This is a genomic window from Priestia sp. FSL R5-0597, assembly GCF_038006305.1.
GTDB classification, from domain to species: Bacteria; Bacillota; Bacilli; order Bacillales; family Bacillaceae_H; genus Priestia; species Priestia zanthoxyli.
In genome coordinates, this window is the sequence record NZ_JBBOUZ010000001.1 from 4,881,227 (window position 1) to 4,900,412 (window position 19,186).

Consider the following 19,186-nt stretch of genomic DNA (forward strand, 5'->3'; position numbering starts at 1 on the left):
AAATTAAGGGGGAATTTAAAGATGTTTATGCGATTTGAAAGAATGGAACGTTTAAAAAGTTTTGAGATGCCAACGGTTGTAAAACATGGAATTGGTGCTGTAAAACATACTGGAGAGGAAGTAAAAAACCTAGGTGTGTCTAAAGTTTTATTAGTAACAGATCCTGGTGTAAAAAAAGTAGGTTTAGCAGATCCCGTAATCGCTAGTTTAAAAGAAGCGGACGTAGACGTTATTCTATTTGACCAAGTAGAAGCCAACCCTTCTATTCACGTAGTAGCAGACGGCACAAAAATGTACAAGGAAAATGGATGCAACGGACTAGTAGCTGTTGGAGGCGGAAGTTCAATGGATACGGCAAAAGCTATTGGTGTAGAAGTAGCTCATAATGCTCCCGTCTTAGATTATGAAGCAGCTGAAGGAAAAAAACCTTTAACAAAACGTATCCCTCCTTTAACAACAATCCCTACAACTGCGGGTACAGGAAGCGAAGTCACACAATGGGCCGTCATTACGGATCCTGTTCGTGAGTTTAAGTTTAATACAGGTGGACCTTTAATTGCTGCTCACTTAACAATTATTGATCCAGAACTGCACGTATCTATGCCTTCACATATTACGGCCGGTACAGGAATTGACGCATTAGCTCATGCAATTGAGTGTTATACATGCCACTTTGCGCAACCAATGACAGACTCTGTTGCTTTATTGGCTATTGAGTACGTTGGAAAATACTTACGACGTGCAGTTGCAAATGGACAGGATATCGAAGCACGCTATGGAATGGCGCATGCAGCTATGCTTGCTGGCCTTTCATATGGAAGTGAATCTGCAGGAGCAGCTCACGCGATGGCTCAAACATTAGGAGGCATTTATCCAATTGCCCATGGCCCTTGCGTAGCAGCAATGCTAGGTCCTGTAATGGAGTATAACTGGATGGGTGAGCCTGAGAAATTTGCGCGCATAGCTCAAGCTCTAGGGGTTAATACACATGAACTAACACTTGAAGAAGCAGCTCAAGCAGCTGTTCGTGAAGTATATCAATTAGTTAAAGATGTACAAATCCCTTCTTTAGAAGAACAAGGTGTTCCAAAAGAAGCGGTTTCTCGCTTAGCGCAAGAAGCATTTAATGATCCTCAAACAGTTGGGAATCCTCGTGATTTAACTGTAAAAAGTTACGAATGGATTTATAACCGCTGTTTTGAAGCTACACCATTAACCGTATAAAAATGATAAAAGGCTGTTGATTTTTCAACAGCCTTTTTTATGTTACTCTTTCGCTAATTCTTCATTTAAAATATCGATGATTCTTCGGTCGTCAAAAACTTTCACTACTTTTTTCAAGAAATGATAATAATGTTTGGACTCTATAATCTGCGCTAAATTACGCTTTGCTTTTACTGCGATCTCCTCAGGTACATCTTCATCATTTAAAAGAATCTGCAGCTTGTTTTCCGCTTCTTCGATTGCCTCTAAATTAACTGAAATTTCTCTTTGCCACTTCTTACAGAAAAATGAAAAAAAGGACTTAGAAAAATCTTTTTCTGCTTCATATAAGTCTTTTCGAACACCTTTTTTCCACACTTTGTGGACCATGTCAATATTTTGCAGCGAACGAATAGATGTACTCATCGTTGGTTTACTCATACCCAATTCTTCACTCATTTGATCTAATGTAACAGGTTCATCCATAAAATAAAGCATGCCATACAGCCTTCCTACTGAAGGTGTAACACCATATAAATCCATCGTATCAGCTAAAGCACTGACAACCACATCTTCGGCTTCTTTTAATAAATCATGATACTCTTGAACATCACTCATTTACTCTTCTCCTCTTTTGTTAAACTTATTTGAATTATACTTAATAAATTTAATGATACACGATAAAAAGGAAAAAAACAGAAATTCAGTTCAATTTTTTGATAAAAAAGAAGCCTTCTCTTAAAGAGAAAGGCTTAAGACATAGTGGGGAATACTATATGTTTATCTTTCCCGATTTAGCTATTATTTATACGGTATATTTTTAATTATTTTCAACCTGATTGTTTTATTTCTTTTTCGGTAATTGTTTCAGCATATCAATAGCATGTAATGTAATTTGAGAAGCACTTTTATTTTCGTTACGTATTTCTTCATAAATCTCTTGTCTATGAATATCTACAGACTTTGGAGCTTGAATTCCTAACTTTACTTGATCACCATTAACTGCAAGGACGGTCACTTCAATTTCATCACCTATTTTGATTGTTTCATGTAACTTTCGTGTTAAAACAAGCATGGACTCACTCCTTATCTATTCCTCTTACTCAAATAACCTGTGCTTCGTTTCGTAAGCTGTATTCATTAAAATCACTTGCTTAGCAAGCTGTTGCTTTGTATTAATAATAACAGGAGCCTGCAAATTAGCCGTTATCTTTTCCACAGAATCTGACATCGTAAGCAATACGTAAACAGCTGCATCTTCCGCTTGTTGTAATTGAAGCTTTTCGATTTCCTGAGGTTCTAGTTGAAAATCATAATCTAAAAAAAACTGAAATGGATCCGTGATAATAAAAGCTAATTCTTTGGTTTGAGTAGACTGCAGAACTTGGAAAGCTTCGGCTTCCGGAAGTGGTAAAATAACAAATTCAGTTTCTTCCAAAAAACCTGGAATCCCTTGATTAAATGTCAGTGTTTGCTGATTATCTATTTCTATATCTCCATGATAGCTTGTGGAAATTTTCATCTCATCACACCTTTGCTAATTAATTTTTTCTTGTTATCTTTTTTCATTATAAAAAAGCTCCTTCTGTTTAGAAGGAGCTTTTTAACGCAAGAAATCTAGCAGCGTAGGCTGAATAATTTGAGCCCCTACTCCCAAAGCAGCACGATGCACGCTTTCTTGTACGGTTAAATCCGTAATGACTTTTTCAATATCTGCATCTTCATTATTTGAAAGCATCTTAGTAGCCGTAATTTCCTGTGAATCAAGGCGGTTTTCGATCAGCTCAAGCCGATTGCTCCTTGCTCCCAATTCAGATCGCTCCGCTAATAGCGTAGACAGCTGCGTGTCTACCTGTGTAGAAAGATCTTTTAGTGAGTTTACATCGTTTTGTTCAAAAGCTGTTTGAACATTGTTCATTAAGTCGAATGCACCTTGTCCAAAGATGTTTTCAGGATGAATATTGACTCTCAGCTGGATACCTTTTGATACCTCAACCGAAAAAGGATCCAGATTAATATTCGATTCTATCATACCGCTTGCATTCTCACTAATCGGCGGTGCTCCCACATTTACACCGTTAAAGATATAGTTTCCTGCCACCTGCGTATTGCCGACTTGCATATAATCCAGCTTTAACTGTTCAATTTCACGTGCAATCGCTTGTCGGTCATCACTTTCATTCGTACCGTTTAACCCTTGCACGACCAGCTCTTTAGTGCGCTGAAGAATGGAATTGACTTGTTCAAGTCCTGATTCTGAACTATCAAACCAAGACTGAGCTTCTGTTAAATTACGTTTATATTGATTTACTTCAGAAAGATTAGACCGATACGCCATTCCTTTCGTAGCGACTACCGGGTCATCGGAAGGACGAGTAATTTTCTTTCCCGTTGATAATTGGTTTTGAAGGGTTTCCAGCTTATTATAGCTATTGCTAATCTGTTTTAACGAATTAGCCGCTAACATTCCTTGTGTGACACGCATCTTTACCTTCCTCCAGTTCCAAGACCGTTTACAATTTTATCAAGCATTTCATCAATCATCGTCACCATACGGGCACTAGCGTTATATGCATGCTGAAACTGAATCATATTGGTCATCTCTTCATCCAATGAAACTGCACTGGTAGACTGGCGCCTTTGCTCCACAGCTCCTTGGAGAGTTTCTGAATTACTTTTTAAGCGGTTGGCTTGTTGGGCATCTACTGACATTTGGCCAATGACAGATTGATAAAATCCATCTAATGAAACAGCTCCGTTTCCGGAATTAATAAGCACCTTTTGACGAAATTGAGACAACAGCTGAGCATTTTGTCCATCTCCTTTGCGGCCAGTTCCATCATCTTCAGAAGAGGCCGAAGAAGCAGCAGCGATATTGTTTGTGTTTTGTTTGATTTTATCAGCAATAACAATTCCAGTTGCAGCTCCTTCTTTTTGAGAAATCTCATTAAAAAAGGACACACCATTCTCACCATCTAGCGTGACACCTTGTTCGTGCTTATCATTAAACCAGTTCACAAATTCATATGCCATTTCATCTAAATCATCAATCATTGAAGCGTAAACACCAGTTCTATTACCACTATTATCTATATATCCAGAAGCCTCAATTAACCCTTTAAGTTTTCCTTGAGGAAATGACTCAGGTTTCCGTATCTCATCCCCTATATGAATGCCCGTCACATAGGAATCTTGATTTGTTGTCAAACTGATGGTATTTATTTGATGAGTTTTCCCATCTAAAAGAGTAATAGGTCCTTGAGACGTTTGAAGCTGAACCGTTACCACTCCTTCTGACGTTGCAGAAGCGTTCCCGCTGCTTTTTGTATACTCTAAAGAAACCGGCATAAATTTAGAAATCTCATCTAGCAGCCGATCTCTTTCATCATACAAATCATTAGGTAAATAGCCATTTGGTTCTACGTTTTGTATTTGTTGGTTCACATTATTTATTTGCTCTAGCAACGAATTTACTTGTGTTACGGCTACGTCACGCTCGTTTTGTAAATCACCTTGAATCGTTTTTAAAGAAGTAGATAAATAAGAGAAAGTATCGCCTACTGCTTCAGCTCGTTCAATCATAACAGACCTGGCTCCTGCTTCTGAAGGGTGTGAAGCTACATCTTGAATGGCCTCAAAGAATTGATTAAAAACAGCTGAAAGTCCATCTTCAGTAGGTTCATTCATAATTTCCTCCATTTTTTCAAGAGCACCAGCGCGTGCATCCCAATACCCCACTTTAATGGTTTCATCTCGATACTGGGTATCTAAAAATGTATCACGTATTCGCTCTACCGTGCTGGCTTCTACTCCCATTCCTATTTGACCCGCAGTCCCAGTCTGATTCATCCCTGGGGCCGGATAAGCTGGGAACGTTTCTAAACTTACTCGCTGACGCGTATAGCCCGGCGTATTTGCATTAGATACGTTATGGCCAATCGTGTAAAGAGCCGCTTGTTGGGCGTCCATTCCTCGTTTAGCCACCTGCAAACCATGAAATGTTGAACTCATTCTGCTTTCCTCCGTTCTTTATGCCTTCGAATTAAAAATAGAGTTGGACTGAAACGATCTATTATTTGTTTTTGTGTAATTGAACGAATCCTCTCGCTTCGATGGAACAAGAAGGTCTAGTTCGGTATGAATCAGCTGTAAAGACTGTGTGAGCAGCTGATTGTTTAAGTCATTTGCATACTTTATATCTTGAATGATATCTATTAGCTGTTTTTGAAAGGGTATCAAGATGGAGTATTCAGAGAATGAGCCTGCTATTTCTTCAATGGAGCGAGCAGTATGTCCGCCTTTTTCCATTGCTTCTATACGTTTTGTTTCCAGTGCAGAAATAGCAGCTATATGAGATTGCTCTTTTTGCAAAGAAGCCGTCAATGCCTTTACATCTTGTTTAATAATAAAATTCGTTTTCTCTTTAACAATGACATACAAACTTTTATGAAGCGTTACTTGTTTTTCTAGTATCGTTTGAATTTCTTGCACGTTCAATCAATGTCAGTCCTTTTATTTTTTATAGAAATCTACAATACTTTTAGCAATTTCTTTTCCGTTAATTTCGTATGTTCCGCTGTTAATTTGCTGTTTGAGCTTCTCCAATTTTTCAAGTCTTTCTGGAGATGGTTCATTTCCCTGAAGTTTCTTCGCCTCAGATGAAATATGAATCTGATCTTGTGGATTTTTTTTAGAGACCTGTTCTGTTTTTTCTGATTGTTTTTTGTACGGATTTATTCCAAATAAGTTCGATGGGTTAATCTTCATCTCTCTCACCTCTTTTTATATTTGTATCCGTTATCTCTATTCATTATATCGGAATTTCCACCTAAACCTTTAGCATCCGCAAGGAAGTTGAGACCATTTTCACAGTCCACCTTAAACATAGGTCTATAGATAGAGAGTCTGCAAACATTCAGCACACTTTTACTCTTTTTTCCTTTCGTTAGAACGATAGGTGGGACGCGTGGGCTCTTCATTTGAACGAATCATCTCACGATTATGCTTTTCTAACCCATGTTTAATTTCTTGAGAGCATGAATGGCAAAGTTTCCCTTCCCGAATCTGAGCGTTGCATTGCATGCATGGATAGCTTATATTTGGAAAGTTAGCTAACACTAAGCGACCTTGTCGAATAAATTGATGAATTAACAAATCTGAAACGCCCGTTTCTTTCATCACTTCGTAAGTCGTTGCTGTACGATTTGCTCTTTTCTTCAAGAATGAAGAAACACGTTGAAACAGAGCTTCTTCTTTGTCAAAACATGATTTACATATATTTATTGATCCAATTTTCACAAATAAATGACCGCATTCCCTGCAATTATCTAACGTTCCCATATTCGAAACTCCTCATTTGTTTTTTATTTTACTATCGGTCAAAGTTTTAAATTATACATCTTCATGCACGAATTAAAGTGAGCGAACGAACTGAACGTGCCCCAGCTTCCTGCAAACACTTTGCCGCTTGGCGCACGGTTGCTCCTGTTGTATAAATGTCATCAATCAAGAGAAATTCTTGATTCGTAACCATTGAGGAGTCGACTACTTTAAATTCCAGCCTTTCTGTCAGCCGACTTCGCCTATTTTTCTTTGATTGCTTTGTTCCTGAACAACGAACAAGAGGCATTTCTATGTTGTCACTGATCAGTTCAGCTAGTGCTAAAGATTGGTTAAACCCTCTTTCGTATAATCTCTCCTCCGTTAAAGGTACAGGAACTAGTATAGCTTTTGGGTTACATTCTTTTTTATAGAACTTATACCACTGCTCCTTGAATGCTTGGATAATTTCATAGTCTCCTTGAAATTTAAAACGCTCTATTATGCTTTGCATAAAATCACTGTACGTATAAAGAGAACGGTTAAAAAAAGAAGCATCATTCCATTTCTGACAGTCCTTACATGTGTCTAGCTCATAATGAGAAGGAGCCAGGTCTGCAAGAGAGCGGCCGCATCCCCTGCAAACGCTACTGGTGATGATGGGACATCTTTGCAAGCAAACAGTGCAAATCCTATCCGTTGAAGAAGATTTTAACAATGACCTCCAATCGAAAGAAGAGACAAGAGGTTCAAAACAAATCAGACATATTGTCATCGATCAATCAGCCCTTCCTTATAAGCTAGAGCATTCATATGTTCAATATGTCCTTTTGCTTTTCGCATAGACAGAGATTGTCCATAATGAAAAAAGACCACGTCTCCCGTTGGAAATTGAGCACTCCTCCCCACCCTTCCTGAAATCTGCACAAGAGCACTTTCAGTAAAAATCGTTTCTTCTGCTCCCAATACTGCAACATCTATGTTGGGAACCGTTACGCCTCGCTCCAATATGGTTGTCGTTACTAAAATAACGAGCTGCCCTTCTCTAAATTTCATTACTTTTTCTTTTCGCTGGGAATCTTCAGCATGGACACCGTCTACCTTTTCGGTCAGCTTTCGAATCATGTCTGTGATCGGAGCAATCCACTTAATTTGCGGGACGAAGACAAAGCATTGTTTCCCTTCATCTATTCTTTTTTTTACCCATTTCTCAACATTAGCAGGCAAGGTATCTGTTTTTATTTTTTTCTTCCAATTGCCACACCATTCAAACCGAGGAACAGGAATAAGCATTCGGTGATAGCGGGCTGGAATTTTAACTACTTGTTTTTTTCCTTGCTCAACGTCTTTTTTTAATGATTCACTTGGAGTCGCTGTTAAATAAATCTTTGACGCAACGTGTTTAGCTGCTTTTGCAACAGCATAGTGCAGCATAGGCTCTGTTGAATACGGGAATGCATCTACTTCGTCAATAATAAGCACATCGAATGCTTGATAATAATGCAAAAGTTGATGAGTGGTGGAAATAATAAGAGAGGATTCATGAAAACGGTCTTCGCTGCCTCCATACATAGCCAGCACAGATATATCCGGAAATGCCGATTGAATTCTTGGCTTTAACTCAATAACCACGTCTGTTCTTGGAGTAGCAATACAGACTTTCTTTCCGCTGTTCAACGCGGATTCAATACCTTTAAATAAAATTTCCGTTTTTCCTGCTCCGCAAACAGCCCAAATTAACAGCTCTCCATCCTTTTTTATAGCTTGAATGAGCTCATTTGAAGCACGTTCTTGAGCTTTAGACAGCGTGCCTTTCCAATTCATCACGCTGCTTTTTGGCAGGGCGTTACTTGCTGGCCCTTCCCAGTTTATAAAGGGTGTGCATTCACTTACTTTGCCCATTACAATACATGCTCGGCAATAGTAGCAGTTCTGGTGACATCTACTGCATGGAAATGAAGCGAAATAAAAAGGGCTATCACTTCCACACCGGTTGCATCTATATCGATTTTCTTTTTGGGTGATTGCTTTTTGATAGGAAATATATCCGTTTAGGTAATGTTCACGAATGAGGGGTAAAGGATAGGGAGTCTGATTGAGTAGCAGCTGCTTTCCGCTTAAAGAGCGCTGAAGATCTAAAGAGTAAGGGTATGAAGGATTTAAAGGTGGAGTTCTCCACGTATCGATTTGAGAGAGAGGAAAAGCATCAGGACTAGGCACTTGAACGGGATCTAGCAGTTCTTGTTTAACAGTAAAAAGCATCTCTTCATTCCTTTCCATTTTTATCGTACACATCTATATACGCAAAAAAAGGTGTTTTTTCCTGCAAAAAAACCAAATCAAATGATTTGGTTTTCGATTACTTTTTATACCAGCCTATACCGATGGCACCTTCACCTAAATGCGTGCCAATGACAGCCCCAAAATAAGAAAGGCTCCATTCAATATGAGGATATTCTTGTTCTAAGTCTCGTTGAATTTCTTTTGCTTCATTTTCACGATTAGAATGAATAACTACAGCTTTCATAGGTACGTTTTCTTTTGCATCTTCATCAAGAAGCTCGGTAATTCGTTTTAATGCTCGCTTACGCGTACGAATTTTTTCAAACGGAACGATTTTTTTAGATTCAAAATGGAGCACGGGCTTTACTTGAAGAAGACTGCCAATAATAGCCTGAGCAGCATTTAGGCGACCTCCGCGCTGTAAGTGAGATAAATCATCTACCATAAAATACGCACGCATTGATAGTTTCATCTCTTCGAAACGCGCAATGATTTCGTCAGGATGTTTATTTAATCGGACCATCTCGGCTCCTTCAATCGCATAAAAGCCCTGAACCATACAGCTGATTTCTGAATCAAATACGTGCACATCAAAGTCTTCTACCATGCTACCTGCCGTCAAAGCACCCTGATACGTTCCGCTAATTCCACTAGATAACGTAATAACGATAGCAGCATCGAACTGATCTCGTTTTAACTGTTCAAACAACTCTACAAATTCTCCAATAGCAGGCTGAGAAGTGGTTGGAAGATTTTTTGCTTCTTTAATTTTTTCAAAATATTGATTTGCAGTCATATCTACTTCTTCACGATATGTTTCTTCACCAAAAATAACGCTTAGCGGTACCATATGTATATGATAGTTTGATCGAATTTCCTCTGATATATAGGCGGTACTATCTGTAATAATTGCTGTTTTCATAAGATAGGGATCCATCCTTTGTTATATAAAATAATTTCACTCTATTCTACAACATTTAGGATTAAAATGCATGTAACGAGAGGTTTACCTATTAGTAAAAGCTCCTTCACGTATACATATTAATTAACAAACCTTGAATTTCCCCTACCTGCTTGAGTAAATTTAAACTGTCTTTTTCTTTTTGAAGGATATCATTTGTCAAATCAACTAGTTTCGTATCCACTTCTTTCACTAGCTTATATACTTTAGTGGTTCCTCTGTGGTTAAATCCTCTTTCTTCATGCAGTTCAAAACTATTTTTAACGACTTCGTTCATAAACTGCTTCACAAGCGTCTTGTATTTCCGCAAAGAATCAATAGTTTGACTTTTTACTAACTGCTTTCCCTGTTCTTCAATTTTATTTATCACTTGAGTTAAATGTTCATAGGTCAGTTCTTTTTGTTTCTTTACCATTACTCCTGTAAATGAAGCCGAACTACTTACTTCTTTTTCTCTAATGAGATTCACGGAAGAAGAAAGACCGTTAATTCGCTGTAACTCCACTATGTATCTCTCCTTTCTCTGTTAGTATACACTTCATTCAGTTTAGACTTTTAGATGTGCTTGCTTGATTAGCTGAAAAGTTTCGAGAGGCATCTGATGCGTGGATATGATGATTATCCTTTAGCTAAGAGTAATACGTATGTGCTGTTCATAAGAAGACAGCTTGTTTTTGCGGGGCGAAGAGGTAACTTTAGGCCTCTTTTTTAACACTTCATTCCAAGCGTTAGAAAGCTTCTTCATCATTTGTTGAACTTCACATAAAATAAACGTATCTTTTTTTAAATTAGCCATAATTAATCGCTCAGACATATAGTTGTAAAGGGTATCTAACTGCTCTGCAATAATACCTGCTTGATATGTTAAGCCAATTCCTAGACGATATAAAATATCGTTGCACTGTTTAATTTTTTCATTCGCTGTAAAATAATCGCTGTGTTGAATTGCTCTAACAGCTTCATCAATATTTTGAATAAATTTTTCATACATCATAGCTGTTAGCTCTTGAGGAGATTTATGATAGATTAATTCTTCCGTTATAAAATTCAGCTTCATCACCTTCTTGCCTTCTTTAAATCCATTTTCTATGTGTTGCGCTATAACTCTTAAATTTTTAAAGTATACCAGTTGAGGTTTGAATAAATTCTTTTACGACCTCATATGTATCTGAATGTATTGAAGACCTTCCTTTACAAGAGCTTGCATCAAATGGATGGACATTGTTTTGAGGTATGGATGCTTTTGTCGAAAGTTGAAGGACGAGTAAATGCACAGAGGTATCACCCTTCGCCTTCCTAGAAGATATCTTCTTCCCTTAACTTATCGGTTGGTTTCCTCTCTCATTACACATGACTTTTTACCCACAATTTCAAAAAAAGTTATAAAAAGAAAAAAAAAGTCCGATATACCTAGCGGTATATCGGACTTTTGAACTTATCTTACTTCTACCCAACCGTTTTTGATTGCCACAACAACAGCTTGCGTGCGATCATTTACATTCATTTTTTGCAAAATATTACTCACATGGTTTTTAACGGTTTTTTCACTAATATATAATGCTTCTCCGATTCCTCGGTTACTTTTACCATCAGCCAACAATTGTAGCACTTCGCACTCACGACGTGTTAACAAATGCAGTGGACGGCGAATCTCAATTGGTTCGTGCGGATAAGAAGACGACTGTCCTTGAGCTGCTAGTCGACGGTACTCTTTTACTAAACTATGTGTTACTTTAGGGTGTAAATATGAACCACCTTCTGCAACTACTTTCACCGCTTCAATTAACGCATCCGCATCCATTTCTTTTAGCAGATAGCCTCGTGCCCCTGTTTGCAAGGCATGAGTTACATACGTCTCATCATCATGAATAGATAAGATAATAACTTTAGCATCCGGATTTACTTCTACAAGCTTTTTCGTAGCTTCTACACCATTCACAGCCGGCATGTTAATATCCATGATTACAACATCAGGTTGATGTTCTTCTACAAGGTCAATAACTTCGCTACCGTCGTCACCTTCTGCAACTACTTCAAAATCTTTTTCGAAATCTAAAATTCTTTTTACTCCTTCACGGAATAATTGGTGATCGTCGATTATGATAATTCTTGTCTGCATGTTTGATTCCTCCCCAAATCGAACAACAAATGTTTTACTCTATATTGACCCCTATTTATATACATATCTCTGCCTTTTTAAGCGGCTATAATCGGTACTTTAATCATAACAAGCGTGCCTTGGTTAATTTTCGAATGAACAGAAATAGTCCCATCTAACAAATCAACACGCTCTTTCATTCCTATTAAGCCGAACGAATTCTCTTTTTTCTCTTCTTGATTAAAACCACAGCCGTCATCTTTGACCAGCAAAATAGCGTGTTCATTGTTGAACTCTATCTTCACCTGGATTTCCGTCGCGTCTGCATGTTTTAATGCGTTCGTTACAGCTTCTTGCACTAGACGAAACAGTGCTACTTCTAATTTTGAAGCAGTTCGCTTCTCTTGTCCAATGGAAATAAACGTAATCCGAGGCTTGCCTTCGTTATAATCTTCGATTGTATCAAGATATTTACGCAGCGTCGGAATTAGACCTAAGTCGTCAAGTGCCATCGGTCTTAAATCATATATAATTCGACGTACTTCGTATAGGGCAGAACGAACCATTTTTCGTAAATCTCGAATTTCCTCCATTGCTTCTTTTGCACTACGTTCCCGGTAAATTCGGTCAATTAATTCTGATCTCATCATAACATTTGCAAGCATTTGAGCTGGGCCGTCATGAATCTCTCTTGACAAACGTTTCCGTTCCTCTTCCTGAGCTTCAATAATCCGAAAGCCAAAATACTCTTTTTGAATAGCATCTTCTACTATTTCCCCTACTTGTTTTAAGTCACTTGTTAAATAATTTAACACAACGGAAATTTGACCTACTAAGTGATCTGCACGTTTAATCGTTTCTTCCAATGTAAGCAAGCGTCTTTCTAGTTCATCTCGACGATTACGCAGCTGATATTCGTTTTGCTGATTCATCAGCAGCTTAGTTTGTAATTCGTGTGCTTTTTCATAAGCGTCTTTTACTTCAGGCTCTGAATAAATTTGAAAATGTCGGCTCACATCAGACAAACGCTTTCGAGCCAACCTTGCCTGAGTTTCCAATTTATCACCTTGCTCTATCGTCTCAAGAACTTTTCCTTTTAACACTTCTAACTCTTCTTTAATTTGCTGATATTCTTGTCTGGCATCTTCAGAAAGGCGATAGACTTCATTTTTACTATCTCCCACTGTGCCAATAATCTTCTCAAAAATTTCATCAAGTGCCTTGCTTGTTAATTTATGTTTCGACATTTACTCACCCCAAACTATACTCACATTCGGAGAAATGTCTATACGTTCATGCTATATATAGTATTCGTATGACCTATCTGAATTGTGAGGATAAGATCCATATTTTCTCCCTATCTGACTTTTTATATCCAAAAAGTAACGGTTGTTTTAGTACCCTCAAACTCGACATCAATCGACGCTTGACTCGCGTTATTTGAATAGATTACCATTTACGCTCACTCTTCAACAGTGACTAACTGCCTGTTTAAATCATTTCATTATTTAGCTATACAAGCCTGCACACTATTTTATTATAACGTATATTCTGTATGGCTTGTTTAAGTGATGTTGAATTTGATTAATTGATGTCTTTTCATAAACATTTTATACTAATAGCAAGTAAACAGTACGTAAATACCCGTTTTTCTTCTATTTATAACGCTAAGGAGGATTTTTTGATTGTTATCACAATATTATACCGTAAAACAAGAAAGTTCACATGAAATCACTATTCAAAAATCTAGATTCATTTGTCATATGAAACGTGTAACAACTGAGGAAGAAGCTCAGCAATTTATTCAAGACATTAAAAAACAGCACTGGAATGCTACTCATAACTGTTCAGCTTACCTAATTGGAGAACGAGATCAATTTCAAAAAGCAAACGATGATGGAGAACCAAGTGGAACAGCAGGCGTACCAATGTTAGAAGTGCTTAAAAAGAGAGGCTTAAAAGATACGGTAGTCGTCGTTACGCGCTATTTCGGAGGTATTAAATTGGGCGCAGGTGGATTGGTGCGCGCGTATGGAAAATCCGTTTCCGAAGCGTTAAATGAATTAGGTACAGTCAAACGAACTCTCATGGCGGTTATGCATACAACCGTCGACTATACATGGCTTGGAAAATTAGAAAATGAGCTTCGCAGTTCCGTTTATCTATTAAAAGAAATCCACTACGCAGACATGGTAGAGATTGAAACATTTGTAGAGGAAGCTCAAACAGAAGCATTTATTGAATGGATGACCGAGCTAACAAACGGCCAAGCAGATATTCGAGCAGGTGAGACGACCTATTTAGAAGAAGATGTAGAATGAATTATTTACTCTTATTAAAAAACATTGTACAATTGATAAATAGCGCAACTATTCTGATGGTTGCGCTACTTGTCAATGAGTAAAAACCTCGTAAAGACGCATAGCTTTGACGAGTTTGATTCATACATTCCAATTTATAACACATACTAAGTGTCACAATAAGTGTTCGAATATACGAATAAAAGGAGAAACCGTATGGCTCAATATAGACGTTTTCAAAAAAGAGTAAACAAACGGAAAAGAAAACGAAGGCTTTTTACATTTTTTCTGTTACCTATCCTTATTTTAGGGCTTTCTGCAACCGCTTATGGCTCTTATTTATTTGTTAAGGCTAAAACAGTAGCTTCTGATTCTTATGAAGGACTTGGAGATCGCGATAACTCTCCTATGCGTGATCGTAAAATCGATCCCAAAAAAGATGATATATCCATTTTATTTATGGGCGTAGATGACAGTGAAACCAGGAAGTTCGGAAAATCAGCCCGTACAGATGCTTTGATTTTGGCGACCTTTAACGAAACAAATAAAACCGTAAAGCTTGTAAGCATACCTCGAGATTCGCGGGTTTATATACCTGAAGTGAACAAAAAAGATAAAATTACGCATGCGCATGCGTACGGAGGTCCAAAAGCAACTGTAGAAACGGTAGAACAGCTGTTTAATGTCCCTGTTGATTACTATGTTAAAGTGAATTTTAAAGCTTTCACAGACATTGTAGACTCACTTGGGGGAATCGATTTTGATGTACCTTATGCGATGAGTGAAAAGGACTCAAAAGATCGTCATAATGCTATTGTCTTAAAACCAGGAAACCAACATTTGAATGGTGAAGAAGCGTTAGCTGTTGCTCGAACACGAAAACAAGACAACGATATTGAGCGAGGAAAAAGACAACAGCAGTTGATCGAAGCCATGATTAAAAAAGCTGCTTCCATTGGATCACTTAATAAATATGGCAATCTTATCGAAGCGGTTGGCGATAATATGAAAACGAATTTAATGTTCGGTGAAATGCTTTCGTTTTATGATTACGCTTCGAAAAAAGTAGACATCGAAACCATTAACTTAGACGGTAGCGATGAAAAAATTAACGGCGTTTACTACTTCAAACTAGACAATGATTCAGTGGAAAAAGTAAGTGAAAAGCTCCGCAAGCATTTAGGCATTGAATCAACTTCAGATACAACAGAATAATTAAAAAGACCTCTTGGATATCCAAGAGGTCTTTTTAATTAATTTTTTAAACGAAGCCCACGAACCATGTTAAGAATTGGCCTATATGTCTTATCAACTAATCCTATTTTTTCAACGATAATTTCAATCGCCACAAGGAGGATAGCTAGTACAAGAAAAGACCCCCACATTGTTTGTACCTTTGAAAAGATAACTGCCGCTAAGCCAAATATCGCACTCATTCCATAAATAATTAAAACCGTTTGTCTATGGCTGTACCCTAAGCGCAACAAGCAATGATGCAAATGAGATTTATCAGGAGCCGATAGCGGTTGATTTTTTACGATTCGGCGAATAATAGCAAAGAACGTATCTGAAATTGGTACCCCTAAAATAATAACTGGAACAATGAAGGAAATAACCGCTACATTTTTAAATCCTAACAGAGACAATACAGAAATCATATAGCCTAAAAATAGTGCTCCTGTATCGCCCATGAAAATCTTAGCGGGGTGAAAGTTGTAAAACAAAAATCCAAGCGTACTTCCCAATACGATGAAACCCATGCTTGTCACAAACACATTACCCATCATAATAGCCATACCAGAGATGGTAATCAATACAATAGAGGAAACGCCGGCAGCTAATCCATCCAATCCATCAATTAAATTAATAGCATTGGTAATTCCTACAATCCATAATACCGTAATTGGAATACTTAACATTCCGAATTCTAATTTTCCGCCAAACGGCAAGTTAATGAAGTCAATTTGGACTCCACCGTATACAACAACAATTAATGTCGCTACTAGCTGACCGCCTAATTTAATTTTAGCGGATAGCTCAATCATATCATCTAAGACACCGGTAATGATGATAATGATGCTTCCGATTAAAATCGGCAGCGCATATTTACTGTCAGGCTGTAAAACGAGGTATCCAATAAGAAAACTAAAAAATATCGCCAAACCTCCAAGGCGAGGCATAATTTTTTGATGAACTTTTCGTTGATTTGGTTTATCCGTTGCACCTATTTTAAACGCCAGCTTCTTAACCAGCGGAGTGATCAGAATAGATGTAATAAAACAAATAAACAAGGTCAAATATAGCATGGAGACCCTCCTCAGGTTTATGTTAACCAAAACCATAAAAAATGTATCCAACTTTATATAATTGGATAGTATTTCAAATTGCGTATAACAATAATTACTTACTTATTCCCAAAATGGATTATATCACAATGATTCTACTACTTAAATAGAAATTTATTCTCAAAAATTAGCACATTTACAAACTATTAATAGAAAAGAACTGTATTTTTTGGTGTATAAACAGCTGATTTACTTTATTCTTATGTGGTTATTTTATGTAGAACATTTTCTTTACTATATTTTATTAAAATATAAGCGAACTCCCCCCTTTTCGTCTAATTTATTCGTCATCTTTAACTCTTTTTCCTTTTTATTAAGCATATTTAAACCTTTATTTTTATTTCACATGGCCCCACTCATTATATGAACAAACTTTTGACCTATGCATGTCCACTACTTCAAACCACATTCGCTGAATCGTTGTCCTTATCTTATATCATTTAAAAGTTAAAATATAGTGAAATGGACAGAGATAAAATTAAACAAAAAAAGGAATTTTATCAAAAAAATGAAACTTTTTTTGATACGGTTCGTAATACATAGTAGAAACAGTATCAATCATCTTACATAAAGGGGGTGTTGAATGAACTATGTTTGGTCTATCTGTTCAAACAGTGTATTTGTATGGATTAATTATCTGCGGAAGTCTCACCTTCTTATACATTTTATTTAGCGATTTGTTAGATGGATTATCTGAAGCGATACCTTTTTTTAACCCCACTCTTCTTTTTTCTTTTTTAACATTCTTTAGTGCCAGTGGATATTTGTTCACCTATACGTCATTGCAAAATTATTGGATTATTTCGATTTCCGCTCTTATTGCCCTTCTACTCGTTATTTTGCTCAACGTTTTCGTATTGATTCCTTTATCATCGGCTGAAGAGTCTCTTGCTTTTACTGAAGATTCGTTAAAAGGAAGACTTGGTACCATTATTACTTCCGTTCCTGCAGATGGTTATGGAGAAGTATTTATCGAAGGGGTTAGCGGCACGATCTCCAAACCCGCTGCCAGCTTTAAAAACACTGCTATACCTTTAGGCAGCAAAGTGCTTGTGGTAGATATACAAAGGGGCAACGCACTCGTTGTGATTTACGAAGAAGTTATGACCAATCACTCATTATAAATAGTATTAGGGGGAGTTTTATGTTTTCAACACCTATATTAGTTGTCGTTGGAATTGTTGTTTTTTTATTAATTGCGCTGATTGCCGTATTTATTACAAAATACCGTACAGCAGGTCCAGATGAAGCGTTAATTGTAACAGGGAGCTATCTCGGAAATAAAAACGTGCACGTCGATGAATCCGGAAACCGCATTAAAATTGTTCGCGGCGGCGGTACGTTTGTGCTGCCAGTTTTTCAGCAGGCTGAGCCTCTGAGCTTGCTGTCAAGCAAACTGGAAGTATCTACACCTGAAGTATATACAGAACAAGGTGTTCCTGTTATGGCTGATGGGGTATCAATCATCAAAATTGGAGGTTCTATTTCAGAAATCGCAACGGCCGCTGAGCAGTTTTTGGGCAAAGCAAAAGAAGATCGTGAAACCGAAGCTAGAGAAGTCTTAGAAGGTCACCTTCGTTCGATTCTTGGTTCTATGACGGTCGAAGAAATTTATAAAAACCGTGAAAAATTCTCTCAAGAAGTACAGCGCGTAGCTTCACAAGATCTAGCTAAAATGGGATTAATTATTGTATCGTTTACAATTAAAGACGTTCGGGATAAGAACGGCTATCTAGAATCGCTAGGGAAGCCTCGTATTGCTCAAGTTAAGCGAGATGCTGACATTGCAACAGCGGAAGCTGAAAAAGAAACAAGAATCAAGCGTGCCGAGGCTCATAAAGATGCCCAAAAAGCGGAGCTTGAGCGAAATACAGAAATCGCGGAAGCTGAAAAAATGAATCAATTAAAAACCGCTGAATATCGTCGCGAACAAGATATTGCCAAAGCTCGTGCTGACCAAGCGTATGATCTAGAAACAGCTCGCGCGAAACAAGATGTAACAGAACAAGAAATGCAAATCCGCATTATTGAACGTCAGAAACAAATTGAATTAGAAGAAAAAGAAATTCTTCGTCGTGAGCGTCAATACGATTCTGAAGTAAAAAAGAAAGCAGATGCAGATCGTTACTCTGTTGAGCAATCCGCAGAAGCTGAAAAAGCAAAACAGCTTGCGGAAGCTGACGCCAACAAATATCGAATTGAAGCAATGGCTAAAGCTGAAGCTGAACGCGTTCGAATTGATGGTTTAGCAAAAGCTGACGCTCAGCGTGCCCAAGGTGAATCTGAAGCTGAGATTATCCGCTTAAAAGGTTTAGCAGAAGCAGAGGCTAAACAAAAAGTTGCGGAAGCATTCGAGCAGTTTGGTCAAGCGGCTATTTTAGATATGATTATCAAAATGCTTCCTGAATATGCAAAACAAGTTGCAAGTCCTTTAGCAAATATCGATAAAATTACGGTTGTGGATACAGGAAGCAACGGTGAAAACAGCGGAGCTAATAAAGTGACTGGTTATGCAACAAACTTAATGTCTTCTCTTCAAGAATCGCTGAAAGCATCCTCAGGTATAGATGTAAAGGAATTGATTGAGAACTTTTCTGGAAAAGGAAATGTGCGCCAGAGCTTGCACGAACTAACGGATGAAATCAAGCAACAAAACAAAAAAGAAGATATCTAAAAA

General features: G+C 37.6%; 21 protein-coding genes. 5 read left to right on the forward strand and 16 right to left on the reverse strand.

The annotated features are described in order from the left end of the window. Positions 1 to 21: 21 nt before the first annotated feature. The gene (locus MKX72_RS25785; protein WP_016765895.1) at positions 22 to 1,224 is read left to right on the forward strand and encodes an iron-containing alcohol dehydrogenase; all 1,203 of its coding nucleotides are present in this window, start codon (positions 22 to 24) and stop codon (positions 1,222 to 1,224) included. Positions 1,225 to 1,266: 42 nt separating this feature from the next. Here MKX72_RS25785 and cudC read toward each other — a convergent pair whose 3' ends face one another. The 15 genes from cudC to MKX72_RS25860 all read right to left on the reverse strand — a co-directional run bounded on the left by cudC (position 1,267) and on the right by MKX72_RS25860 (position 13,111). Beyond that, positions 1,267 to 1,821 (reverse strand): choline uptake/conversion transcriptional regulator CudC, encoded by a 555-nt coding sequence (cudC, locus tag MKX72_RS25790; RefSeq protein ID WP_028409671.1) that lies wholly within the window; start codon positions 1,819 to 1,821, stop codon positions 1,267 to 1,269. A 226-nt stretch (positions 1,822 to 2,047) separates the two neighbouring features. Further along, a complete protein-coding gene (gene csrA, locus MKX72_RS25795; protein WP_029714345.1) occupies positions 2,048 to 2,278 on the reverse strand; it encodes a carbon storage regulator CsrA in 231 nt (76 codons plus the stop codon). Positions 2,279 to 2,302: 24 nt separating this feature from the next. Then, positions 2,303 to 2,725: a flagellar assembly protein FliW gene (gene fliW, locus MKX72_RS25800; protein WP_028412016.1), complete on the reverse strand. Its 423-nt coding sequence runs from the start codon at positions 2,723 to 2,725 to the stop codon at positions 2,303 to 2,305. Positions 2,726 to 2,806: 81 nt separating this feature from the next. Next, complete coding sequence (flgL, locus tag MKX72_RS25805) at positions 2,807 to 3,688, reverse strand: flagellar hook-associated protein FlgL (RefSeq protein WP_028412015.1); 882 nt, start codon at positions 3,686 to 3,688, stop codon at positions 2,807 to 2,809. A gap of 2 nt (positions 3,689 to 3,690) precedes the next feature. Next, on the reverse strand, positions 3,691 to 5,214 hold the full coding sequence (gene flgK, locus MKX72_RS25810) for a flagellar hook-associated protein FlgK (RefSeq protein ID WP_154992153.1): 1,524 nt from the start codon (positions 5,212 to 5,214) through the stop codon (positions 3,691 to 3,693). Positions 5,215 to 5,232: 18 nt separating this feature from the next. After that, positions 5,233 to 5,694 carry a flagellar protein FlgN gene (locus MKX72_RS25815; RefSeq protein ID WP_235918781.1) on the reverse strand — a complete coding sequence of 154 codons (462 nt, stop codon included), beginning with the start codon at positions 5,692 to 5,694 and terminating at the stop codon, positions 5,233 to 5,235. Positions 5,695 to 5,715: 21 nt separating this feature from the next. Continuing rightward, on the reverse strand, positions 5,716 to 5,970 hold the full coding sequence (gene flgM, locus MKX72_RS25820; RefSeq protein WP_014457790.1) for a flagellar biosynthesis anti-sigma factor FlgM: 255 nt from the start codon (positions 5,968 to 5,970) through the stop codon (positions 5,716 to 5,718). Positions 5,971 to 6,129: 159 nt separating this feature from the next. Then, positions 6,130 to 6,543, reverse strand: coding sequence for a TIGR03826 family flagellar region protein (locus MKX72_RS25825; protein WP_048021753.1), 414 nt, complete (start codon positions 6,541 to 6,543; stop codon positions 6,130 to 6,132). Positions 6,544 to 6,604: 61 nt separating this feature from the next. Then, positions 6,605 to 7,198: a ComF family protein gene (locus tag MKX72_RS25830; RefSeq protein WP_224980623.1), complete on the reverse strand. Its 594-nt coding sequence runs from the start codon at positions 7,196 to 7,198 to the stop codon at positions 6,605 to 6,607. Between the two features lie 95 nt (positions 7,199 to 7,293). Beyond that, positions 7,294 to 8,784 carry a DEAD/DEAH box helicase gene (locus tag MKX72_RS25835; RefSeq protein ID WP_235918780.1) on the reverse strand — a complete coding sequence of 497 codons (1,491 nt, stop codon included), beginning with the start codon at positions 8,782 to 8,784 and terminating at the stop codon, positions 7,294 to 7,296. Between the two features lie 97 nt (positions 8,785 to 8,881). Next, positions 8,882 to 9,727 (reverse strand): DegV family protein, encoded by an 846-nt coding sequence (locus MKX72_RS25840; RefSeq protein WP_033580406.1) that lies wholly within the window; start codon positions 9,725 to 9,727, stop codon positions 8,882 to 8,884. 106 nt (positions 9,728 to 9,833) lie between these two features. Continuing rightward, a complete protein-coding gene (locus MKX72_RS25845) occupies positions 9,834 to 10,271 on the reverse strand; it encodes a YaaR family protein (RefSeq protein ID WP_028412008.1) in 438 nt (145 codons plus the stop codon). Between the two features lie 120 nt (positions 10,272 to 10,391). Next, positions 10,392 to 10,823, reverse strand: coding sequence for a flagellar export chaperone FliS (gene fliS, locus MKX72_RS25850; protein WP_155008490.1), 432 nt, complete (start codon positions 10,821 to 10,823; stop codon positions 10,392 to 10,394). A 378-nt stretch (positions 10,824 to 11,201) separates the two neighbouring features. Then, positions 11,202 to 11,885 carry a response regulator gene (locus tag MKX72_RS25855; protein ID WP_013059772.1) on the reverse strand — a complete coding sequence of 228 codons (684 nt, stop codon included), beginning with the start codon at positions 11,883 to 11,885 and terminating at the stop codon, positions 11,202 to 11,204. Between the two features lie 77 nt (positions 11,886 to 11,962). Next, positions 11,963 to 13,111 carry a sensor histidine kinase gene (locus MKX72_RS25860; protein WP_034264327.1) on the reverse strand — a complete coding sequence of 383 codons (1,149 nt, stop codon included), beginning with the start codon at positions 13,109 to 13,111 and terminating at the stop codon, positions 11,963 to 11,965. Positions 13,112 to 13,549: 438 nt separating this feature from the next. On the opposite strand from MKX72_RS25860, the gene MKX72_RS25865 reads away from it, so the two are divergent. Both MKX72_RS25865 and MKX72_RS25870 read left to right on the forward strand, forming a co-directional pair. Further along, a complete protein-coding gene (locus tag MKX72_RS25865; protein ID WP_098627053.1) occupies positions 13,550 to 14,185 on the forward strand; it encodes a YigZ family protein in 636 nt (211 codons plus the stop codon). 195 nt (positions 14,186 to 14,380) lie between these two features. After that, the gene (locus MKX72_RS25870) at positions 14,381 to 15,379 is read left to right on the forward strand and encodes an LCP family protein (protein WP_028412005.1); all 999 of its coding nucleotides are present in this window, start codon (positions 14,381 to 14,383) and stop codon (positions 15,377 to 15,379) included. A 38-nt stretch (positions 15,380 to 15,417) separates the two neighbouring features. On the opposite strand, the gene MKX72_RS25875 is transcribed toward MKX72_RS25870, so the two are convergent. Next, positions 15,418 to 16,470, reverse strand: a complete 1,053-nt coding sequence (locus MKX72_RS25875; RefSeq protein WP_013059776.1) for a glycosyltransferase family 4 protein — start codon at positions 16,468 to 16,470, stop codon at positions 15,418 to 15,420. Positions 16,471 to 17,099: 629 nt separating this feature from the next. On the opposite strand from MKX72_RS25875, the gene MKX72_RS25880 reads away from it, so the two are divergent. Both MKX72_RS25880 and MKX72_RS25885 read left to right on the forward strand, forming a co-directional pair. After that, positions 17,100 to 17,633 carry an NfeD family protein gene (locus tag MKX72_RS25880; RefSeq protein ID WP_013059777.1) on the forward strand — a complete coding sequence of 178 codons (534 nt, stop codon included), beginning with the start codon at positions 17,100 to 17,102 and terminating at the stop codon, positions 17,631 to 17,633. Positions 17,634 to 17,653: 20 nt separating this feature from the next. After that, positions 17,654 to 19,183 (forward strand): flotillin family protein, encoded by a 1,530-nt coding sequence (locus MKX72_RS25885; RefSeq protein ID WP_028412004.1) that lies wholly within the window; start codon positions 17,654 to 17,656, stop codon positions 19,181 to 19,183. The last annotated feature ends 3 nt before the right edge of the window (positions 19,184 to 19,186 follow it).

Bases quoted from the DNA above. Each gene is read 5' to 3' on its own strand.
- MKX72_RS25785 (WP_016765895.1), top strand. From the start codon at position 22: ATGTTTATGCGATTTGAAAGAATGGAACGTTTAAAAAGTTTTGAGATG.
- cudC (WP_028409671.1), bottom strand. From the start codon at position 1,821: ATGAGTGATGTTCAAGAGTATCATGATTTATTAAAAGAAGCCGAAGAT.
- csrA (WP_029714345.1), bottom strand. From the start codon at position 2,278: ATGCTTGTTTTAACACGAAAGTTACATGAAACAATCAAAATAGGTGAT.
- fliW (WP_028412016.1), bottom strand. From the start codon at position 2,725: ATGAAAATTTCCACAAGCTATCATGGAGATATAGAAATAGATAATCAG.
- flgL (WP_028412015.1), bottom strand. From the start codon at position 3,688: ATGCGTGTCACACAAGGAATGTTAGCGGCTAATTCGTTAAAACAGATT.
- flgK (WP_154992153.1), bottom strand. From the start codon at position 5,214: ATGAGTTCAACATTTCATGGTTTGCAGGTGGCTAAACGAGGAATGGAC.
- flgM (WP_014457790.1), bottom strand. From the start codon at position 5,970: ATGAAGATTAACCCATCGAACTTATTTGGAATAAATCCGTACAAAAAA.
- MKX72_RS25825 (WP_048021753.1), bottom strand. From the start codon at position 6,543: ATGGGAACGTTAGATAATTGCAGGGAATGCGGTCATTTATTTGTGAAA.
- MKX72_RS25835 (WP_235918780.1), bottom strand. From the start codon at position 8,784: ATGCTTTTTACTGTTAAACAAGAACTGCTAGATCCCGTTCAAGTGCCT.
- MKX72_RS25840 (WP_033580406.1), bottom strand. From the start codon at position 9,727: ATGAAAACAGCAATTATTACAGATAGTACCGCCTATATATCAGAGGAA.
- fliS (WP_155008490.1), bottom strand. From the start codon at position 10,823: ATGAAGCTGAATTTTATAACGGAAGAATTAATCTATCATAAATCTCCT.
- MKX72_RS25855 (WP_013059772.1), bottom strand. From the start codon at position 11,885: ATGCAGACAAGAATTATCATAATCGACGATCACCAATTATTCCGTGAA.
- MKX72_RS25860 (WP_034264327.1), bottom strand. From the start codon at position 13,111: ATGTCGAAACATAAATTAACAAGCAAGGCACTTGATGAAATTTTTGAG.
- MKX72_RS25870 (WP_028412005.1), top strand. From the start codon at position 14,381: ATGGCTCAATATAGACGTTTTCAAAAAAGAGTAAACAAACGGAAAAGA.
- MKX72_RS25875 (WP_013059776.1), bottom strand. From the start codon at position 16,470: ATGCTATATTTGACCTTGTTTATTTGTTTTATTACATCTATTCTGATC.
- MKX72_RS25880 (WP_013059777.1), top strand. From the start codon at position 17,100: ATGTTTGGTCTATCTGTTCAAACAGTGTATTTGTATGGATTAATTATC.
- MKX72_RS25885 (WP_028412004.1), top strand. From the start codon at position 17,654: ATGTTTTCAACACCTATATTAGTTGTCGTTGGAATTGTTGTTTTTTTA.